Source organism: Nonomuraea sp. NPDC005730 (assembly GCF_040630865.1).
GTDB lineage: Bacteria > Actinomycetota > Actinomycetes > Streptosporangiales > Streptosporangiaceae > Nonomuraea.
Genome location: NZ_JBEXYK010000058.1, coordinates 28023 through 42867 on the forward strand (window position 1 = coordinate 28023; position 14845 = coordinate 42867).

Here is a 14845-nt window from a genome sequence, read left to right on the forward strand (position 1 = left end):
TCGCCTGCCACCATGACGGGTATGTGGACCTTCACCTCCGATCCGGAGGAATTCGCCGCGGTCGCCGAGCCGTTCCTGCTCGGCGACCCGGTCGGCAACACGGTTCCGCTGACCGTCCTCGCCAACCTGCGCGCCGGCCATCCCGCCGAAGACGCCTTCTTCGCCTGGTGGACCGTCGAGGGCCAGGTGCGCGCCGCCGCCTTCCGCACGCCGCCCGCCCCACTGAGCCTCACGCGCATGCCCGCCGAGGCCGTCGCCCCGCTGGTCGAGGCGCTCGGCGGCGACCTGCCCATGGTCGTGGGGCCGGTCGAGGTGACGTCCGAGGTCGTCCGGCTGCTCGGGGAGCCCGACCGGACGGTGTCCGAACGGCTCTACCGTCTCGGCGCGCTCGCCGTCCCGTCCGTGCCCGGCCGCGGCCGGCTCGCCGGGCCAGGTGACTTTCCGCTGATGGTGAGCTGGTACCAGGCGTTCGGGACCGAGGTCGGGCTCGGCGAGGCGCACGACGTCGCCGAGCGGGTCGCCCAGCGGGTGGCCGGGCGCGAGCTGTTCGTGTGGGAGGCCGAGGGCGCGCCGGTCTCGGTGGCCGGGCTGGGCCGGGCGGCCGGCGGCGTGTGCCGCGTCGGACCGGTCTACACGCCGCCGTCGTGCCGCAGGAAGGGCTACGGTGCCGCGGTCACCGCGTACGCCAGCGAAGTGGCGCTGGCCGAGCGGTGCGAGCGGGTCGTGCTCTTCACCGACCTGGACAACCCGACCAGCAACGCGATCTACCGGTCGATCGGCTACGAGCCCGTCTCCGACCATGCGCACCTGACCTACACCGGCTCCCGCTCACCGGCCACAGCGGGTTAGGCTTACCGCATGCCGCGTTACGACTTCCGCTGCCGCGCCTGCGGCTCCACGTTCGAGGTCTCCCGTCCCATGTCGGCCTCAGACGAGCCGGCGACCTGCCCGCAGGGCCACGGCGACACGGTCAAACTGCTGTCCACCGTCTCCATGACCGGTGGCGCCGCCGCTCCCCGTCCGGCCGGCGGTGGTGGTGGTGGTGGCGGCTGCTGCGGCGGAGGTTGCTGCTCCTGACCGGCGGGCCCGGGTGAACGCCTCCACGGCGAGCCGGGCCGCCCGTTCCACGGTGGCCACGCCCGTCGCCATGTCCGGGCTGCGCTCCGACAACACGGCGATGAGCAGTTCGTGCCCGTTCAGCACGATCCGGCCCACGCTGTTGACCGTCCACCGTCCGCCGTGCGCGTCGACCGGCAGCCAGCCGTTCTTGAGCGCCACCTCGCCGCCGGCGGCGCTGACGCCCCACGCCTGCGATTCGTCCACCGACGACATGAGCCCCAGCGCCCAGCGGCGGCTCGCGGCCGGCACCGGCCCGGCGGGGTCGGTGAGCTGCTCCAGCACCCGCACCTGGTCCGACGGGTGGCTGAGGGTCATGCCCCACGACAGGCCGGCGCCCGGCCTGGTGTCGCGCACCTCCAGCGCGCGCAGGACCCGGCTGAGCCCCTCCTGGCCGCCGACGGTCATGTACAGCTCGTGCGCGCTCTCGTTGTGGCTCTGGCGGATCATCCGGGAGGCGAGCCTGCGTTCGTACGCGCCGAGCCGCCGGTGCTCGCTCTGCCTGAGCAGCAGCAGGGCGAGCAGGATGTCCATCTTGGCCACGCTGGCCAGCACGAACGGCCTGCCCTCGGCGTAGGAGTACCGCACGCCCGTCGCGCGGTCGTACACCGAGAGCGCCACCCGCCCCGGACGGCCCCGCAGCTGACGTTCCAGCGCCCGGTCGAGCGCCCGCCGCGTGGCCGGCGGCAGCAGGCGTTCCACGGTCACCGCCTGGCGGTGCGCCACGATCGGGAGCGGGGCCGGACGCGGGGCCGCCGAGCAGGCGGACACGACGACGGGCAGCAGGGCGGCGATGAGCGAGATCCCCCGGACGCGCATGTGCGCGAGCCTGTCACGCCCCGCACCAACGCCCGGGGGCCCGAGGGTCAAGCTTGCGGCAGGTTACGCCGCAGAGCTCTGCCCGCGGTGATCCGCCCGCGGCTCAGGCCGCAGGGGTCTTCTCGCGGCTCATGCCGCAGTGGTGCGCCGGCGGCGGCGCTGGAAGGGCAGGAACCGGTCGGCCAGGTGCGGCCGCGACGGGGTCAGGGTGGGTTCGACCGCGATGATGCGGTCGAACCGGAACGCCCTGATGGCCCGCCGCATCCGGCACACGCCGACCAGGTACCAGTATTCGCGGTGGACCAGGCAGGTCACCGGCTCGACGTCGCGGGAGGTGACGGCTCCCGAGGCGTCGCGGTAGTGGAGGCGGATCATGAGGCGGCTGGTGATGGCGTCGGCGATGAGCCTGGCCCGGGAGGCGGTCTCCACGGGCAGCGGCTCGGTCAGGGTCGCGAGCGTGGTCGCGATGACGTCGTCGTCGAGCTCCAGGTGCTCGAGCGCGTGTTGCAGGCCGCGCCGTGCGGCGACGGCCTGCGGGCCCGCTCCGAGGTGAGCGAGGGAGAGGGCGATGGCGGCGATCTCGGCGGTCGTCAGCGGGCGAGTCTCGTCCTTCACGACTGTCGTCATACCCCAAGAATAGGGACGACCACCGACAATTTTCGAAAATCTGTGCGGTGGACCGGAGGTCCACCGCACCCTAACTATCGGGACAGCTGCGACAGATCACGCGAGGCGCCGGTAGAGGCGGACGTGGTCATCGCCGCGTACGCCTGCAGCGCCACGCTCACCGGACGGCTGCGGTCGCGCGGCCGGTAGCCGCCCAGGTCGGCCAGCAGCCGCTCGCGCCGCGCGGCCAGCTCGGCCTCCGGCACGCGCAGCTCCATCGACCGGCCGGGGATGTCGATGTCGATGATGTCGCCGTCCTCGACCAGCGCGATCGTGCCGCCCTCGGCCGCCTCCGGCGAGGCGTGCCCGATCGACAGCCCGGACGTGCCGCCGGAGAAGCGGCCGTCGGTGACCAGCGCGCACGCCTTGCCCAGGCCCTTGCCCTTGAGGAACGAGGTCGGGTAGAGCATCTCCTGCATGCCGGGGCCGCCCTTGGGGCCCTCGTAGCGGATGACCACCACGTCGCCCTCCTTGACCTGCCCGCCGAGGATGCCCTCGACGGCCTGCTCCTGCGACTCGAACACCACCGCGGGCCCGCTGAACTTCCAGATCGACTCGTCGACCCCCGCCGTCTTCACCACCGCGCCGTCGCGCGAGATGTTGCCGTAGAGCACGGCCAGGCCGCCGTCGGCGCTGTAGGCGTGCTCGAGGTCGCGGATGCATCCCTGCGCCCGGTCGAGGTCGAGGGAGTCCCAGCGGTTGTCCTGCGAGTACGCCTTCACCGTGCGCACGTTGCCCGGTGCCGCGTGCCACAGCTCGACGGCCTCGGGCAGCACGGTCGGCGACTTGACGTCCCAGGCGGCCAGCGTGTCGGCCAGCGTGCCCCCGTTGACCGTGGGCACGTCGCGGTGCAGCAGCCCGGCCCGGTCGAGCTCGCCCAGGATGGCCGGGATGCCGCCGGCGCGGTGGACGTCCTCGACGTGGTACTTGCTGGTGGCCGGGGCGACCTTGCACAGGCACGGCACCCGCAGCGAGATCTCGTTGATCTCCTTGAGGCCGAAGTCGACCTCGGCCTCGCGGGCCGCGGCCAGGATGTGCAGGATCGTGTTGGTCGAGCCGCCCATCGCCACGTCGAGCGTCATGGCGTTCTCGAACGCCGCGCGGGTGGCGACCGAGCGCGGCAGCACCGACTCGTCGCCGTCCTCGTAGTAGCGGCGGGTGATCTCGACGAGCTGGCGGCCGGCGTCCTCGAAGAGCTGCTTGCGGCGCTTGTGGGTGGCCAGGATCGTGCCGTTGCCGGGCAGGGCCAGGCCCATGGCCTCGGTCAGGCAGTTCATGGAGTTGGCGGTGAACATGCCCGAGCAGGACCCACAGGTCGGGCAGGCGTTCTCCTCCATCTCCAGCAGCTCCTCGTCGGACACCGAGGCGTCGGCGGCGGCGACCATCGGGTCGACGAGGTCGAGCTTGCGGCTCGGCGTCTTGCCGGCCTCCATGGGGCCGCCGGAGACGAAGATCGTGGGGATGTTCAGCCGGAACGCGGCCAGCAACATGCCCGGCGTGATCTTGTCACAGTTGGAGACGCAGATCATCGCGTCGGCGCAGTGGGCGTTGACCATGTACTCGACGGCGTCGGCGATCAGCTCGCGGGACGGCAGCGAGTAGAGCATGCCGCCGTGGCCCATCGCGATGCCGTCGTCGACGGCGATCGTGTTGAACTCGCGCGGGATCGCCCCCGCCTCGCGGATCGCGGCCGAGACCACGTCGCCGACCTCGCGCAGGTGCACGTGGCCCGGGACGAACTGGGTGAAGCTGTTGGCAACCGCGATGATGGGTTTGCCGAAGTCGCTCCCGGCTACGCCGGTCGCCCGGAGCAGGGCCCGGGCGCCGACCATGTTCCTGCCGTGGGTGACCGTACGTGACCTGAGGGCCGGCATTGTGCTTCTCCCATCATGAGGCGAGTCTTCACATGTTACGGCCACCCGCCCGGCACCTGAGACGCGTGTCCAGTCACCGGACAGCTCAGTCCGGCAACCGTACGGCCGCGAGCTGGGCGGCCTGGGCCACCAGCCGCCCCTTGGAATCCCATACGTGGGCCACCTCGTCCATCCGGTCGCCGCCGACGTCCGTGGCCGACAGGCGGACCCTGATCGGGCCGGGGGCGGGCAGCCGGCGGATGTAGGCCGAGAGCTGAATCGTCGGCACCCAGCCGGACAGCCCGAGGTCGAACGAGACCGGCGGCACGGGGTCGAGCGCCACCAGCAGGCTCAGCGGGTCCCAGTCGGAGCCGTCGGCCAGACGCTGCCAGCTCGCGATCTCGCCCTTCCTGCGCGGAGCCCCGAACGCGAACGCCAGATGGGCCGGATCGACGCGCTCCTCGACCACGGCCATCAGCGGGACGGGGAAGTCCGCGCCGGGCGGGTCGGTGGGCGCGAGGAAGCAGTCCTCCTCGGCCGGCAGTTCGACCGGCGGGAGCGAGGTCCACCAGGGGTCGCCGTCGTCCAGCACGCCGAGCGTGACGTGCGACTCGACGCGTACCCTGCCCTCCTGGGCCAGCGAGACCCGGACCTGGGCCAGGCTCCGGCCGATCCGCAGCGGCTCCACGCGCACGTCGGCCGGGCCGGGCGCGGGTGGCTCGACGAAGGCGCCGCTCACGGCGGTCACGTGCGGGTGCCGCTCGCCGGCGCCGCTCTGGCAGGCGGCGCGGGCCAGCACCGCCAGCAGGTAGCCGCCGTGCAGCTTGGTGCCCACGCTCCACTGGGCGTCCAGCGTGGCGCCGAACTCGTCCGCGCCGCGGGCGACCAACGCGGTCGCCTCCCCGAAAGTCCCCATTTTTCGCGATATCCCTTCCGCAGGAGCTCAGATTGACACCGTCAACCTGACGGCGTCAATCTGAGATCCATGACCGCTGCGAGACGTGTGCGCGCCCGGCGCGGAGAAGGCGGCCTGCTGCGGGAGGAGATCCTGCGCGCGGCCGAGGACCTGCTGACCGAGTCCGGCAGCGAGGACGCCCTCACCCTGCGCGCCGTCGCCCAGCGCGCCGGGGTGTCCACGCCCTCGGTCTACCTGCACTTCGCCGACCGGGAAGCGCTGCTGGAGGCGGTCTGCCTGCGCGTGTGGGACGAGTTCGGCCGGATGTTCAGCGAGAACCTGACGGGCGACCCGTTCCTCGCGCTCGGCCGCTGCGGACGGGCCTACGCGCGCTTCGCCCTCGACCATCCCGTGCAGTACCGGGTGCTGATGATGCGGCCCTCGGCCGTGCAGGGCGTGCCACCGGCCGCCGCCGCGTGTTTCCGCCACATGGTGGACGCCGTCGCCGCCTGCGTGGCGGCCCGCGTGCTCGAAGGCGACCCCGAGGAGCTGGCGCTCGGCCTCTGGTCGGCGGTGCACGGCTGCGTCTCGCTGCTCATCGCCCAGCCGTCCTTCCCCTGGCCCGAGGACCGGGAGGCGCTGATCGACCACATCGTCCGCATCGCCGGGGTGGGCACGGCCCTGCTGTCCCGCCTGCCGGACGCGCTGCCGCCCAGCGGCGTGCTGGCCGCCGAGCTGGACGACTTCGGCGCCCGCCTGTCGGCGGGCGTGAAAGAACCCCGCGGAGGATGGCTCCGCGGGGTCAGGCGGCCGTCCTAGCCCTCGCCGTACCGGGCGGGAAGGACCTGGGCGGCGATGTCGTAGAGCCGGTCGATCTCGGCCGGGGTCAGCGCCCGCTCGCGCTTGGTGATCCACTTGCGGGCCCGGTCGCCCTGGTAGACGTCGACGCCGCGGATCGTCATGATCTTCCACGGCACCGGCGGACCGTAGATGGCCAGGGAGGGCACGACGACGACCTCACGGCCGAACGCCTTGCTGATCAGCTCGCTGGCCTGGGACGCCTCCCACTTGGCCTCGGTCAGCCGCGGCTTCATGTCGAAGGGGCCGTGGAAGAGCTTCTTGCCCGACTGGACGCGGACGGGCAGCCGTTTGTCCCACTTCTCGGAGTCCACGGCGTAGACGCCGGTCGGCCCCACCACGAGGTGGTCGATCTGGGCCTCGCTGCCGGGGATCGCCCTGGCGTGCAGGGTGCGGTAGCCGCTGCGCTCCAGCCTGCGGAGCTGCCCCTCGGTACGCCGCTCGGCCACGGACGCACGCCGCCACGCCGGCACCGTGGAGTGCGACCGCGCGCGGTAGACCGTTTCGAGGATCGCGGCGATCACCCCGGCGGTCACTCCCAGACGCCAGTCGCGCAGCAGGAAACCCACCACGATCGCCACGCCGATCGCCACGAGCGCGCGGTTGCGCAGGCGGCGGAACCGCGGCTGCTGGAGCAGGTCACGCACGGACGCGCGTTCCACGGGCGCGTAGGTGGTGGTGGGCGCCGATGGTGTCGCGGCGGCGGTGCGCTCGCCCTCTGGCCGGTCGCTCACCCAGATGGGTGACGCGTTGTGACCGTCTTCTCGCTGGTTGTCGGAGTCCACGTAACTCACCGTAGCTCGGAGATCGGAATGATTCCTAGTGTTGACCTGTCCATAGTTTTATGGCCCAGCTCATCGTGTTCCACTCATGTTTTCGGGGTATGTCTTACGTTCTTCTCTAGAGATGCCTAGTGTGCCGATCGTGCGAGAAATTCATGAGCTTTCCGCGCTCGAGCAGGCCCGGGCCGTCCGCGACCGTGACGTCTCACCGGTCGAGCTCGCCCAGCACTATCTCGACCGGATCGAGCGCATCGACCCCTCAGTCGGCGCGTACGTCACCGTGACCGCCGAACAGGCACTCGACCAGGCGCGCCGCCTGGAGAAGGACCTGCCTGACGGGCCGCTGGCCGGGGTGCCGATCCCGGTCAAGGACCTCAATCTGGTCAAGGACGTGCCGATCACTTTCGGCTCGGCGGCCTACCGGGGGTTCGTCGCGCCGGTGGACGACACGGTCGTGACGCGGCTGCGCGAGGCCGGCACGGTCCTGCTGGGCAAGACCGCCACCCCCGAGTTCGGGCTGCCCTGCTACACCGAGACCGACGTCTCGCCGCCCGCCCGCTCACCCTGGGATCTCGGCACGTCGGCCGGCGGGTCCAGCGGGGGAGCGGCCGCCGCCGTGGCCGCCGGGCTGGCGCCGGCCGCCCAGGGCAGCGACGGCGCGGGCTCGATCCGCATCCCGGCCTCGGCGTGCGGCCTGTACGGCATCAAGCCCACCCGCGGCCGGATCAGCTTCGCCCCGATCATCCCCGACCTGGCAGGCATGTCCACGAACGGCCCGATCGCCCGTACCGTGGCCGACGCGGCGGCCCTGCTCGACGTCATGGCGCACAACGAGCCCGGCGACCTCTACCTCGCGCCCCGGCACGAGGGCACGTACCTCGCCTGCGCCGGCCGCGACCCCGGACGGCTGCGCATCGCCCGCTACGCCGACCCCGTCGTGCCGGGGGCCGAGGTCGATCCCGAGGTGCTGGCCGCGTACGAGGGCGCCGCCGACACCCTCGCCGGTCTCGGGCACGAGGTCGTGGAGATCCCCAGGCCGTTCGGCGCGGACCTCGTGCCGCAGTTCGTCACCCTCTGGTACACCTTCGCCTGCATGCACCCGGTCGCCGACGACCAGCGGCACCTGCTCAGGCCGCTCACCCGATGGCTGCGCGAGCGTGGCCTGGCCACCACCGCCCCCGCGTTCCTCCAGGCCCAGGCCGCCCTCCAGCTCGCCACCAGGGGCGCGCTCACGATCACGAACGCCTACGACGCGGTGCTCACCCCGACCCTCACCCAGCCGCCCAGGCCGGTCGGCTGGTTCGAGGACGTGGACGACGTCGAGGAGACGTTCGAACGCATGAAGCGCTTCGCCGCCTTCCCGGCGATCTACAACGTCAGCGGCCAGCCCGCGGTCAACCTGCCGCTGCACTGGAGCGCCGAGGGCCTGCCGATCGGCGTCATGCTGGCCGGGCGGATCGGCGGCGAGGGCACCCTGATCTCGCTGTCGGCCCAGGTCGAGGCGGCCGTGGGCGGGTTCTGGGGCGAGCGGCGGCCGTCCGTCTGGTAGAAGGGCCCGCGGTACGGGTCTGGCCGGGCACCCGCCTGAGGATTACGTTCGTCGTGTGAACAGCGCGGCGGAAAGTCTGCTCTTTCTCATCGGGGTGTCCTTGGGGCTGTTCGTACTGATCAGCCTGCTGGTCATGGTGCCGGGGCGGGGCTCGTCCCGGGTGGTGGAGCCGGGCCCGGTGTGGCTGGGCGGGCCGTCCGGGAGCGAGCACGGCGTGAGCACGTCGGCACGGGTGCTGGCCGACGGCGTCGCGCCCTGGGCACGGACACCCGAACCCGACTGGGCAGCGGCGGCCGCGACCACGACCGCCGAGCCGGACGAACGCCTCGGCGGCGCTTCGGCGGGCTGGTGACGTTGATGCACGCCTCGAACCAGCCCGCGGAACACCCCTCCGAGCGGCCACCGACACTGCCTTCGGAAATGCCCTCGGAGGGGGCATCGGCGCAGGCGTCGGAGCGGTCCTTGGATCGGGCACCGACACAGGCTTCGGCGCAGGCACCGATGAGGGCGCTGACCCGGGCGTCGAGGCGGGCGCTGACGACGGCTCAGGTCGACGATCTCAGGAGGGCCGTCCAGGGCGCCGAGCGGCGCAGCGGGTTGCGCTTCGGCGTGTTCCTGGGCGAACCGGTCGGCGCGCGACGGCACTTCGCCGAGCGCCTGCACGCCGCCCTGGGCGCTGAGTCGGCCGACGCCGTGGTGGTGTTCGTCGATCCGGCGGGGCACGCCTTGGAGATCGTGACCGGCGCGAACGCGAGGCGGCGGCTGAGCGACGGCGCCTGCCGGCTCACCGCCCTGTCGATGGCCACCGCCTTCAGCGCGGGCGACCTGATCGGCGGCCTGCTGTACGGCATCACCGCCCTCGGCGACCAGGCCACCTCCCACCGCTGACCCGCCCCTCCGAACCCCGGGCGCGCCGACCTTGCCGGCGCGGTGCCCAGCGTGGTCAGGCATGTGGCACCCCCCGGGCCGAGGCATCGCCCCTTTCGGCTCGGTCGCACTGTCGCGCGGCACCCTTCGGCCCTGGACGCCCCCTCGGACCCGAGGGGAACGCTCCCGTCGGCTCGGGCGTGCCTGGTCAGGTGCGTTGCAGCAGGGTGACGACGTGGCCGCTGACGCCGGCGAGCAGGCCGGACGGTTCGATCGGCGCCCCGGCCACGGCCGAGAACAGCGCGGGCAGCCCCGGTAGCGGGAAACCGTCGTCCTTGGCGGCCGCGGCGCCCACCGCGTTCTTGTCCAGTGCCGTCCGGCTGCGCTCCCAGGCGTCGAGCACCTCCTCCGGCGACGGCACCCCGAACCCGTGGCCGACGGGTGCGGCGTGCCGCAGCCGGACGAGCGGCGTCTCGGCGAAGGTCAGCGCGGTACGGGCGCGTACCTGCAGGTCGGCGCGCGGCTCGGGCTCGATCCAGTCCATGGCCGTGCAGGGGTTGCGGCAGGTCGCGACGCAGACCGCGAGCGCGCCCGCGAGCTGGCTGTGCTGCCGGTCGAAGTAGGCCCGCCAGCCCTCGCCGGGCTCGACCGACACCCGCAGCGTGCGGTTGGTGGCCGACTGCTCGGACTTGGTGTGGTCACACTCGCGGTCGCCGATCACGCCGAACCTGCTCCCGGGCGCGCTCAGCCCGGCGGGCCAGCGGGCCGGGTCGCCGGCGTGGCCGAGCTGCGGCTCGAACGCCAGCAGCGGCAGGTATTCGCTGGCGATGTGCACGGCCGCGATCATGGGGCTCAGCTCCCGCCGGTGCCAGCGGACGGCGATCGCCTCGAGCAGCAGGCCGTAGGCGGGCTTGAGCGACTCCAGGGCCCCGCGCGGCTGCTCCCGCGGCGTCTGCGGCATGTGGCAGGCGCGGGCGAGCCGGCGCAGGTCGGCCGGCACGGACCTGGCCTCGGCGGCGAAGTCCTCGGCGTCGAGCGAGAGCAGCCGCTGCCCGAACTCGCACACGTCGGAGATCTCGGCCGTGGGGGCGAGCGCCCCCAGATCGGCGAAGGCGTACCGGCGGGCGAGGGCGATCAGCAGCTCACGAGTCGAATCCACGCGAAGACTTTCTCACGATCTTTCAGCAGTCACGGACATAGGGCACGCATGCACCGGACGTCCTGGTGTGGTCACGGGCGCGCACGCATCGGACGTCCTGGGGTGGTCACGGGCACGGGGCGCGTACGCACTGGACGTCTTCGGGCGGGCTGGTGACCGTGGGCTCGTCCGTGGGCTCCTCAGGAGGCTGGGTGGGCTCCTGAGTCGGCTCGGGCTCGGCGGTGGTCACGGTCGGTGTGGGCTTCGGCGAGACGGTGGGCGTGGCGCTCGGGGTGGTGGGGGCCACGGTCGGGCCGGGGGTCGCGCTGGTGGTGCCGCTCGGCTTCGCGGTCGGCACGGCCTTGGTCGGCGGCGCCGGCTCCTTGGTGGTGTGCTCGGGGCTGCTCGGGCTGTGGGCCTGCGTGGTCTCGTCGGCGGGCGGCAGCACCTGGCCCGTGCTGGCGGGCTCGGCCGGACGCAGCCACACCGACCCCGCCACCGCGGCCGAGACCACGACGGCGGCCGCCATCGTGGCCACGGCCGTCAGCGTGCGACGCCGGCGGGACCTGCCGCCGTCGGGGGCCGATGGCATGGTGAGCGACGAGCCGGTGTCGGCCACGGGCATGACGCCCGTCGGCTGGAGACCCGGGTAGGAGCCCGTGGGAAGACCCGTGTGCGGGTCAGTAGGAAGACCTGTGTGGGAGCCCGTCGTGGACGCGGCCGCCGGCGGGACGGGCAGGGCCGCGCCGGTGACCGACGCGCGGGCCGCCCGCGCCATGTCGGACGCCGACGACCAGCGCTGCGCCGGGTCCTTCTGCAGCGCCCGCGTCACCACCTGGCGCACGGCCGGAGGCAGGTCGGCGGGCGGCTCGGGCACGGGTGCGTTGAGATGCTTGAAGATGATCTGCACAGGGGTGTCCCCCTGGTACGGCAGCCGCCCGGTCAGGCACTCGTAGGCCACCACGCCCAGTGCGTAGACGTCGACCGCCGGGGTGACCTCGTTGCCCGCGGCCATCTCCGGCGCGCAGTAGGCGGCCGAGCCCAGCATGGTGCCCGTGGCCGTGAGGTGACCGGCCGAGCCGGAGTGGGCGACCCCGAAGTCGGTCAGCGCCACCTGCCCGTCGGGCCGGACCATGAGGTTGGCCGGCTTGACGTCGCGATGGACGATGCCCTGGGCGTGGGCCGCGGCCAGCGCGTCGCCCACCTCGGCGACCAGGCGCATGGCCTCGTGCGCGCCGAGCGGGCCGCGCCGCAGGACCCGGTCGAGCGACTCGCCCCGGACGTATTCCATCACCAGGTAGCTGACCCGGCGCCCGTCGGCCTCGTGGACGCCGTAGTCGTAGACGCCGACCACGCCGCGGTGCCTGAGCGTGGCCATGGCCCTGGCCTCGTTCTGGAAGCGCTGGGTGAAGGTGGGGTTCTCCGACAGCGCGGGCATCATCACCTTGACCGCGACGGCCCGGCCCAGCACCAGGTCGTCGGCACGCCAGACCTCGCCCATGCCGCCGCCGCCGAGGCGGTCGGCCAGCACGTAGCGGTCGTTGAGCGTGGTACCGGCGCCTAGCACGTACTTGAGGCTAACACCCGGTCTCCGTGCTCAGGCCGTATTCGGCGCAGCGCGAAGCCGGGCCCCCGCCGGGCATGGCGGGGACCCGGGCGGATCAGGCCGACGCGGCGTCGGTCTCGCGGTTGCGCAGAGCGCGGCTGACGCCGTCGGCGCCCTCCAGGACCAGCCTGCGCAGGGCCTGCGGCGGCTGCTCGGCGGCCAGGAAGTCCTGGGCGGCCTGGACCGTGGCGGGCTCGATGAGCAGCGCGGGGAAGCAGTTCATGGCGAACGTCGAGGCCTTCTCGAACGTCCACTCGCGGTAGACGCGCCCGACCTCGGCGAAGTACTTCTCCCGGTACGGCTCCAGCAGCTCGGCGTGGTGGGCGTCCTGGAAGCCGGCGATGGTGTTGCGGGCGATGTGGTTGGCCAGGTCGCCGCCCACGATCCGCTCCCAGGCCGCCGCCTTGGCCTCGGCCGTCGGGATGGCGGCCCGGCACAGCGCGGCCGACCGCTCACCCGTCGCCGTAGGGTCGCGCTCCAGCTCGGCGGCGATGTCGGGCTCGCCCAGCCGGCCGCCGGAGACCAGCGCGGCCACCAGCGTCCAGCGCAGGTCGGCGTCGACGGTCAGCCCCTCGGGCACGCCGGTGCCGTCGAGGATGCCCTGCAGCAGGTCGAGGTCGGCGCCGGAGACCGCCACCGGGGCGAACGCCTGGAGGAAGGCGAGCTGGTGGTCGGAGCCGGGCGCGGCCGAGCCGATCTGCGAGCGCAGCTCGGCGGCCAGCAGCGCCTCGCCCTCGGCCCGCCAGGCCGGGGCGGCGTACTGCTGGACGGCCTGGCGCGCCTGGCGCAGCACCGCCTGCAGGACCGTGATGTCGGAGACCGTGCCCGCGCCGGAGATGACCAGCCGGACGTAGTCGCGGGTGGACATCTCGCCGTCGCGGGTCATGTCCCAGGCCGCCGACCAGCACAGGGCGCGCGGCAGCGACTCGGTGAAGGCCGCGATGCCGCCCTCGACGAGCGTGCGCAGGGAACGCTCGTCCAGCCTGATCTTGGCGTAGGTCAGGTCGTCGTCGTTGAGCAGCACCAGGTCGGGCTGCTCGGCGCCGACCAGCTCGGCCACGCTGGTACGGGCGCCCACCACGTCGAGCTCGACCCGCTTGGTCCGGGTGAGCACGCCGTCGGCCAGCGAGTACAGGCCGATGGCGATGCGGTGCGAGCGCAGCGTCGGGTAGTCGGCCGGGGCCTCCTGCAGCACCTCGAAGGAGGTGAAGCGGCCGTCGGACACCTCGAAGGAGGGCCGCAGCGTGTTGACCCACGCGGTCTCCAGCCACTCCTTCGACCACGACGACAGGTCGCGGCCCGAGGTGCGCTCAAGGGCGGCGAGCAGGTCCTTCAGCTCGGTGTTGCCCCAGGCGTGCTCGGCGAAGTAGTCGCGCACCCCGGCCAGGAAGTTGTCCAGGCCGACGTAGGCGACGAGCTGCTTGAGCACCGAGGCGCCCTTGGCGTACGTGATGCCGTCGAAGTTGACCTCGACCGCCTGCATGTCGGGGATGTCGGCGGCGATCGGGTGGGTGGAGGGAAGCTGGTCCTGGCGGTAGGCCCAGGACTTCTCCACGTTGGCGAACGTGGTCCACGCGCCGTTGCCCCAGCGGGTGGCCTCGGCCTGGGCCAGCACGGACACGTACGTGGCGAAGGACTCGTTCAGCCACAGGTCGTCCCACCAGCGCATGGTGACCAGGTCGCCGAACCACATGTGGGCCATCTCGTGCAGGATCGTCTCGGCGCGCCGCTCGACGACCGCGTCGGTGACCCGGGACCGGAAGACGTAGTCCTCCAGGAACGTCACGCAACCGGCGTTCTCCATCGCGCCCGCGTTGAACTCGGGCACGAAGAGCTGGTCGTACTTGGTGAAGGGGTAGCGGACGCCGAACACCCGGTGGAAGAAGTCGAAGCCCTGCCTGGTGACCTCGAAGAGGTTGTCGGCGTCGAGGTGCTCGCCGAGCGAGGCGCGGCAGTAGAGCCCGAGGGGGATGCCGTCGTGCTCGGAGGTGACCTTGTAGTACGGCCCGGCCACCAGCGCGGTGATGTACGTCGAGATCACCGGCGTCGGCTCGAACTCCCAGCGCCTGGCCGCCTGGACGCCGCCGTGGCGGCCGGACTGCCCTTCGAGGTCCTCGACCTTGGCCGCGGCGCCGTTGGAGACGACCTCCCAGTCGGCGGGGGCCAGCACGGTGAGCTGGAAGACGGCCTTGAGGTCGGGCTGGTCGAAGCAGGCGTACATGCGGTGGGCGTCGGCCGTCTCGAACTGGCTGTGCAGGTAGACCTTCTGGTCGACCGGGTCCACGAAGCGGTGGAGACCCTCGCCCGTGCGCATGTAGCTGCAGTCGGCGTCGACCAGCAGCTCGTTGGACTCCGCCAGCGAGGGGAGGGGGAAGCGGCCCTTGTCGGCGTCGTAGGAGGAGACGTCGAGGTCGGTGCCGTTGAGGGTGACCTTGCGCACGTTGGCGCCATGCAGGTCGATGAAGGTGGAGGCGCCCGGACTGGTGCTGGTGAAGCGCACCGTCGTGACGCTCTCGAAGCGCTCGTCCCCCTCCGTCAGGTCGAGTGCGACCTCGTACGACTCGACCTTCAACAGCCGGGCGCGCTCACGAGCCTCGTCCCGGGTCAGGTTGCCTGCCAAGTTGCGCTCCTTTTCACCACTTCGTTGTAGTTTGTCGGTATCCTGCCACGCCGGGAATAGGACCTCGACACCCTCA

The 14845-nt window shown here is 72.5% G+C and carries 13 protein-coding genes; 6 read left to right on the plus strand and 7 right to left on the minus strand.

The window, feature by feature from the left end:
• Nucleotides 1-12 precede the first annotated feature (12 nt).
• Nucleotides 13-849 carry a GNAT family N-acetyltransferase gene (locus ABZ444_RS40540; RefSeq protein WP_358009088.1) on the plus strand — a complete coding sequence of 279 codons (837 nt, stop codon included), beginning with the start codon at nucleotides 13-15 and terminating at the stop codon, nucleotides 847-849.
• Nucleotides 850-858: 9 nt separating this feature from the next.
• Nucleotides 859-1077: a zinc ribbon domain-containing protein gene (locus ABZ444_RS40545; protein WP_358009090.1), complete on the plus strand. Its 219-nt coding sequence runs from the start codon at nucleotides 859-861 to the stop codon at nucleotides 1075-1077.
• 987 nt (nucleotides 1078-2064) lie between these two features.
• Here the strand turns inward: ABZ444_RS40545 and ABZ444_RS40550 are convergent.
• From ABZ444_RS40550 to ABZ444_RS40560, 3 genes are all read right to left on the minus strand, one after another.
• Entirely contained in the window at nucleotides 2065-2562 is a 498-nt protein-coding gene (locus ABZ444_RS40550; RefSeq protein ID WP_357980526.1) for a WYL domain-containing protein, read from the minus strand.
• A 74-nt stretch (nucleotides 2563-2636) separates the two neighbouring features.
• Complete coding sequence (gene ilvD / locus ABZ444_RS40555; RefSeq protein ID WP_358009092.1) at nucleotides 2637-4475, minus strand: dihydroxy-acid dehydratase; 1839 nt, start codon at nucleotides 4473-4475, stop codon at nucleotides 2637-2639.
• Between the two features lie 85 nt (nucleotides 4476-4560).
• Nucleotides 4561-5370, minus strand: coding sequence for a thioesterase family protein (locus ABZ444_RS40560; protein ID WP_358009094.1), 810 nt, complete (start codon nucleotides 5368-5370; stop codon nucleotides 4561-4563).
• Nucleotides 5371-5439: 69 nt separating this feature from the next.
• Here ABZ444_RS40560 and ABZ444_RS40565 point away from each other — a divergent pair, with 69 nt between their 5' ends.
• Nucleotides 5440-6168, plus strand: coding sequence for a TetR/AcrR family transcriptional regulator (locus ABZ444_RS40565; RefSeq protein ID WP_358009096.1), 729 nt, complete (start codon nucleotides 5440-5442; stop codon nucleotides 6166-6168).
• Here ABZ444_RS40565 and ABZ444_RS40570 read toward each other — a convergent pair.
• Entirely contained in the window at nucleotides 6165-6992 is an 828-nt protein-coding gene (locus ABZ444_RS40570) for a nuclease-related domain-containing protein (protein WP_358009098.1), read from the minus strand. The genes ABZ444_RS40565 and ABZ444_RS40570 overlap by 4 nt on opposite strands.
• 139 nt (nucleotides 6993-7131) lie before the next feature.
• Between ABZ444_RS40570 and ABZ444_RS40575 the strand changes: the two genes are divergently transcribed.
• The 3 genes from ABZ444_RS40575 (at nucleotide 7132) to ABZ444_RS40585 (ending at nucleotide 9426) form a co-directional block, all read left to right on the plus strand.
• The gene (locus ABZ444_RS40575; protein ID WP_358009100.1) at nucleotides 7132-8538 is read left to right on the plus strand and encodes an amidase; all 1407 of its coding nucleotides are present in this window, start codon (nucleotides 7132-7134) and stop codon (nucleotides 8536-8538) included.
• Between the two features lie 55 nt (nucleotides 8539-8593).
• Nucleotides 8594-8890, plus strand: a complete 297-nt coding sequence (locus ABZ444_RS40580) for a hypothetical protein (protein WP_358009102.1) — start codon at nucleotides 8594-8596, stop codon at nucleotides 8888-8890.
• A 149-nt stretch (nucleotides 8891-9039) separates the two neighbouring features.
• Entirely contained in the window at nucleotides 9040-9426 is a 387-nt protein-coding gene (locus ABZ444_RS40585; RefSeq protein ID WP_358009104.1) for a DUF5130 family protein, read from the plus strand.
• A gap of 187 nt (nucleotides 9427-9613) precedes the next feature.
• Here ABZ444_RS40585 and ABZ444_RS40590 read toward each other — a convergent pair whose 3' ends face one another.
• The 3 genes from ABZ444_RS40590 to pepN all read right to left on the minus strand — a co-directional run bounded on the left by ABZ444_RS40590 (nucleotide 9614) and on the right by pepN (nucleotide 14769).
• Nucleotides 9614-10564, minus strand: a complete 951-nt coding sequence (locus tag ABZ444_RS40590; protein WP_358009106.1) for a hypothetical protein — start codon at nucleotides 10562-10564, stop codon at nucleotides 9614-9616.
• A 106-nt stretch (nucleotides 10565-10670) separates the two neighbouring features.
• Nucleotides 10671-12110: a protein kinase gene (locus ABZ444_RS40595; RefSeq protein ID WP_358009108.1), complete on the minus strand. Its 1440-nt coding sequence runs from the start codon at nucleotides 12108-12110 to the stop codon at nucleotides 10671-10673.
• Nucleotides 12111-12204: 94 nt separating this feature from the next.
• The gene (gene pepN, locus ABZ444_RS40600; RefSeq protein ID WP_358009110.1) at nucleotides 12205-14769 is read right to left on the minus strand and encodes an aminopeptidase N; all 2565 of its coding nucleotides are present in this window, start codon (nucleotides 14767-14769) and stop codon (nucleotides 12205-12207) included.
• Between the last annotated feature and the right edge of the window lie 76 nt (nucleotides 14770-14845).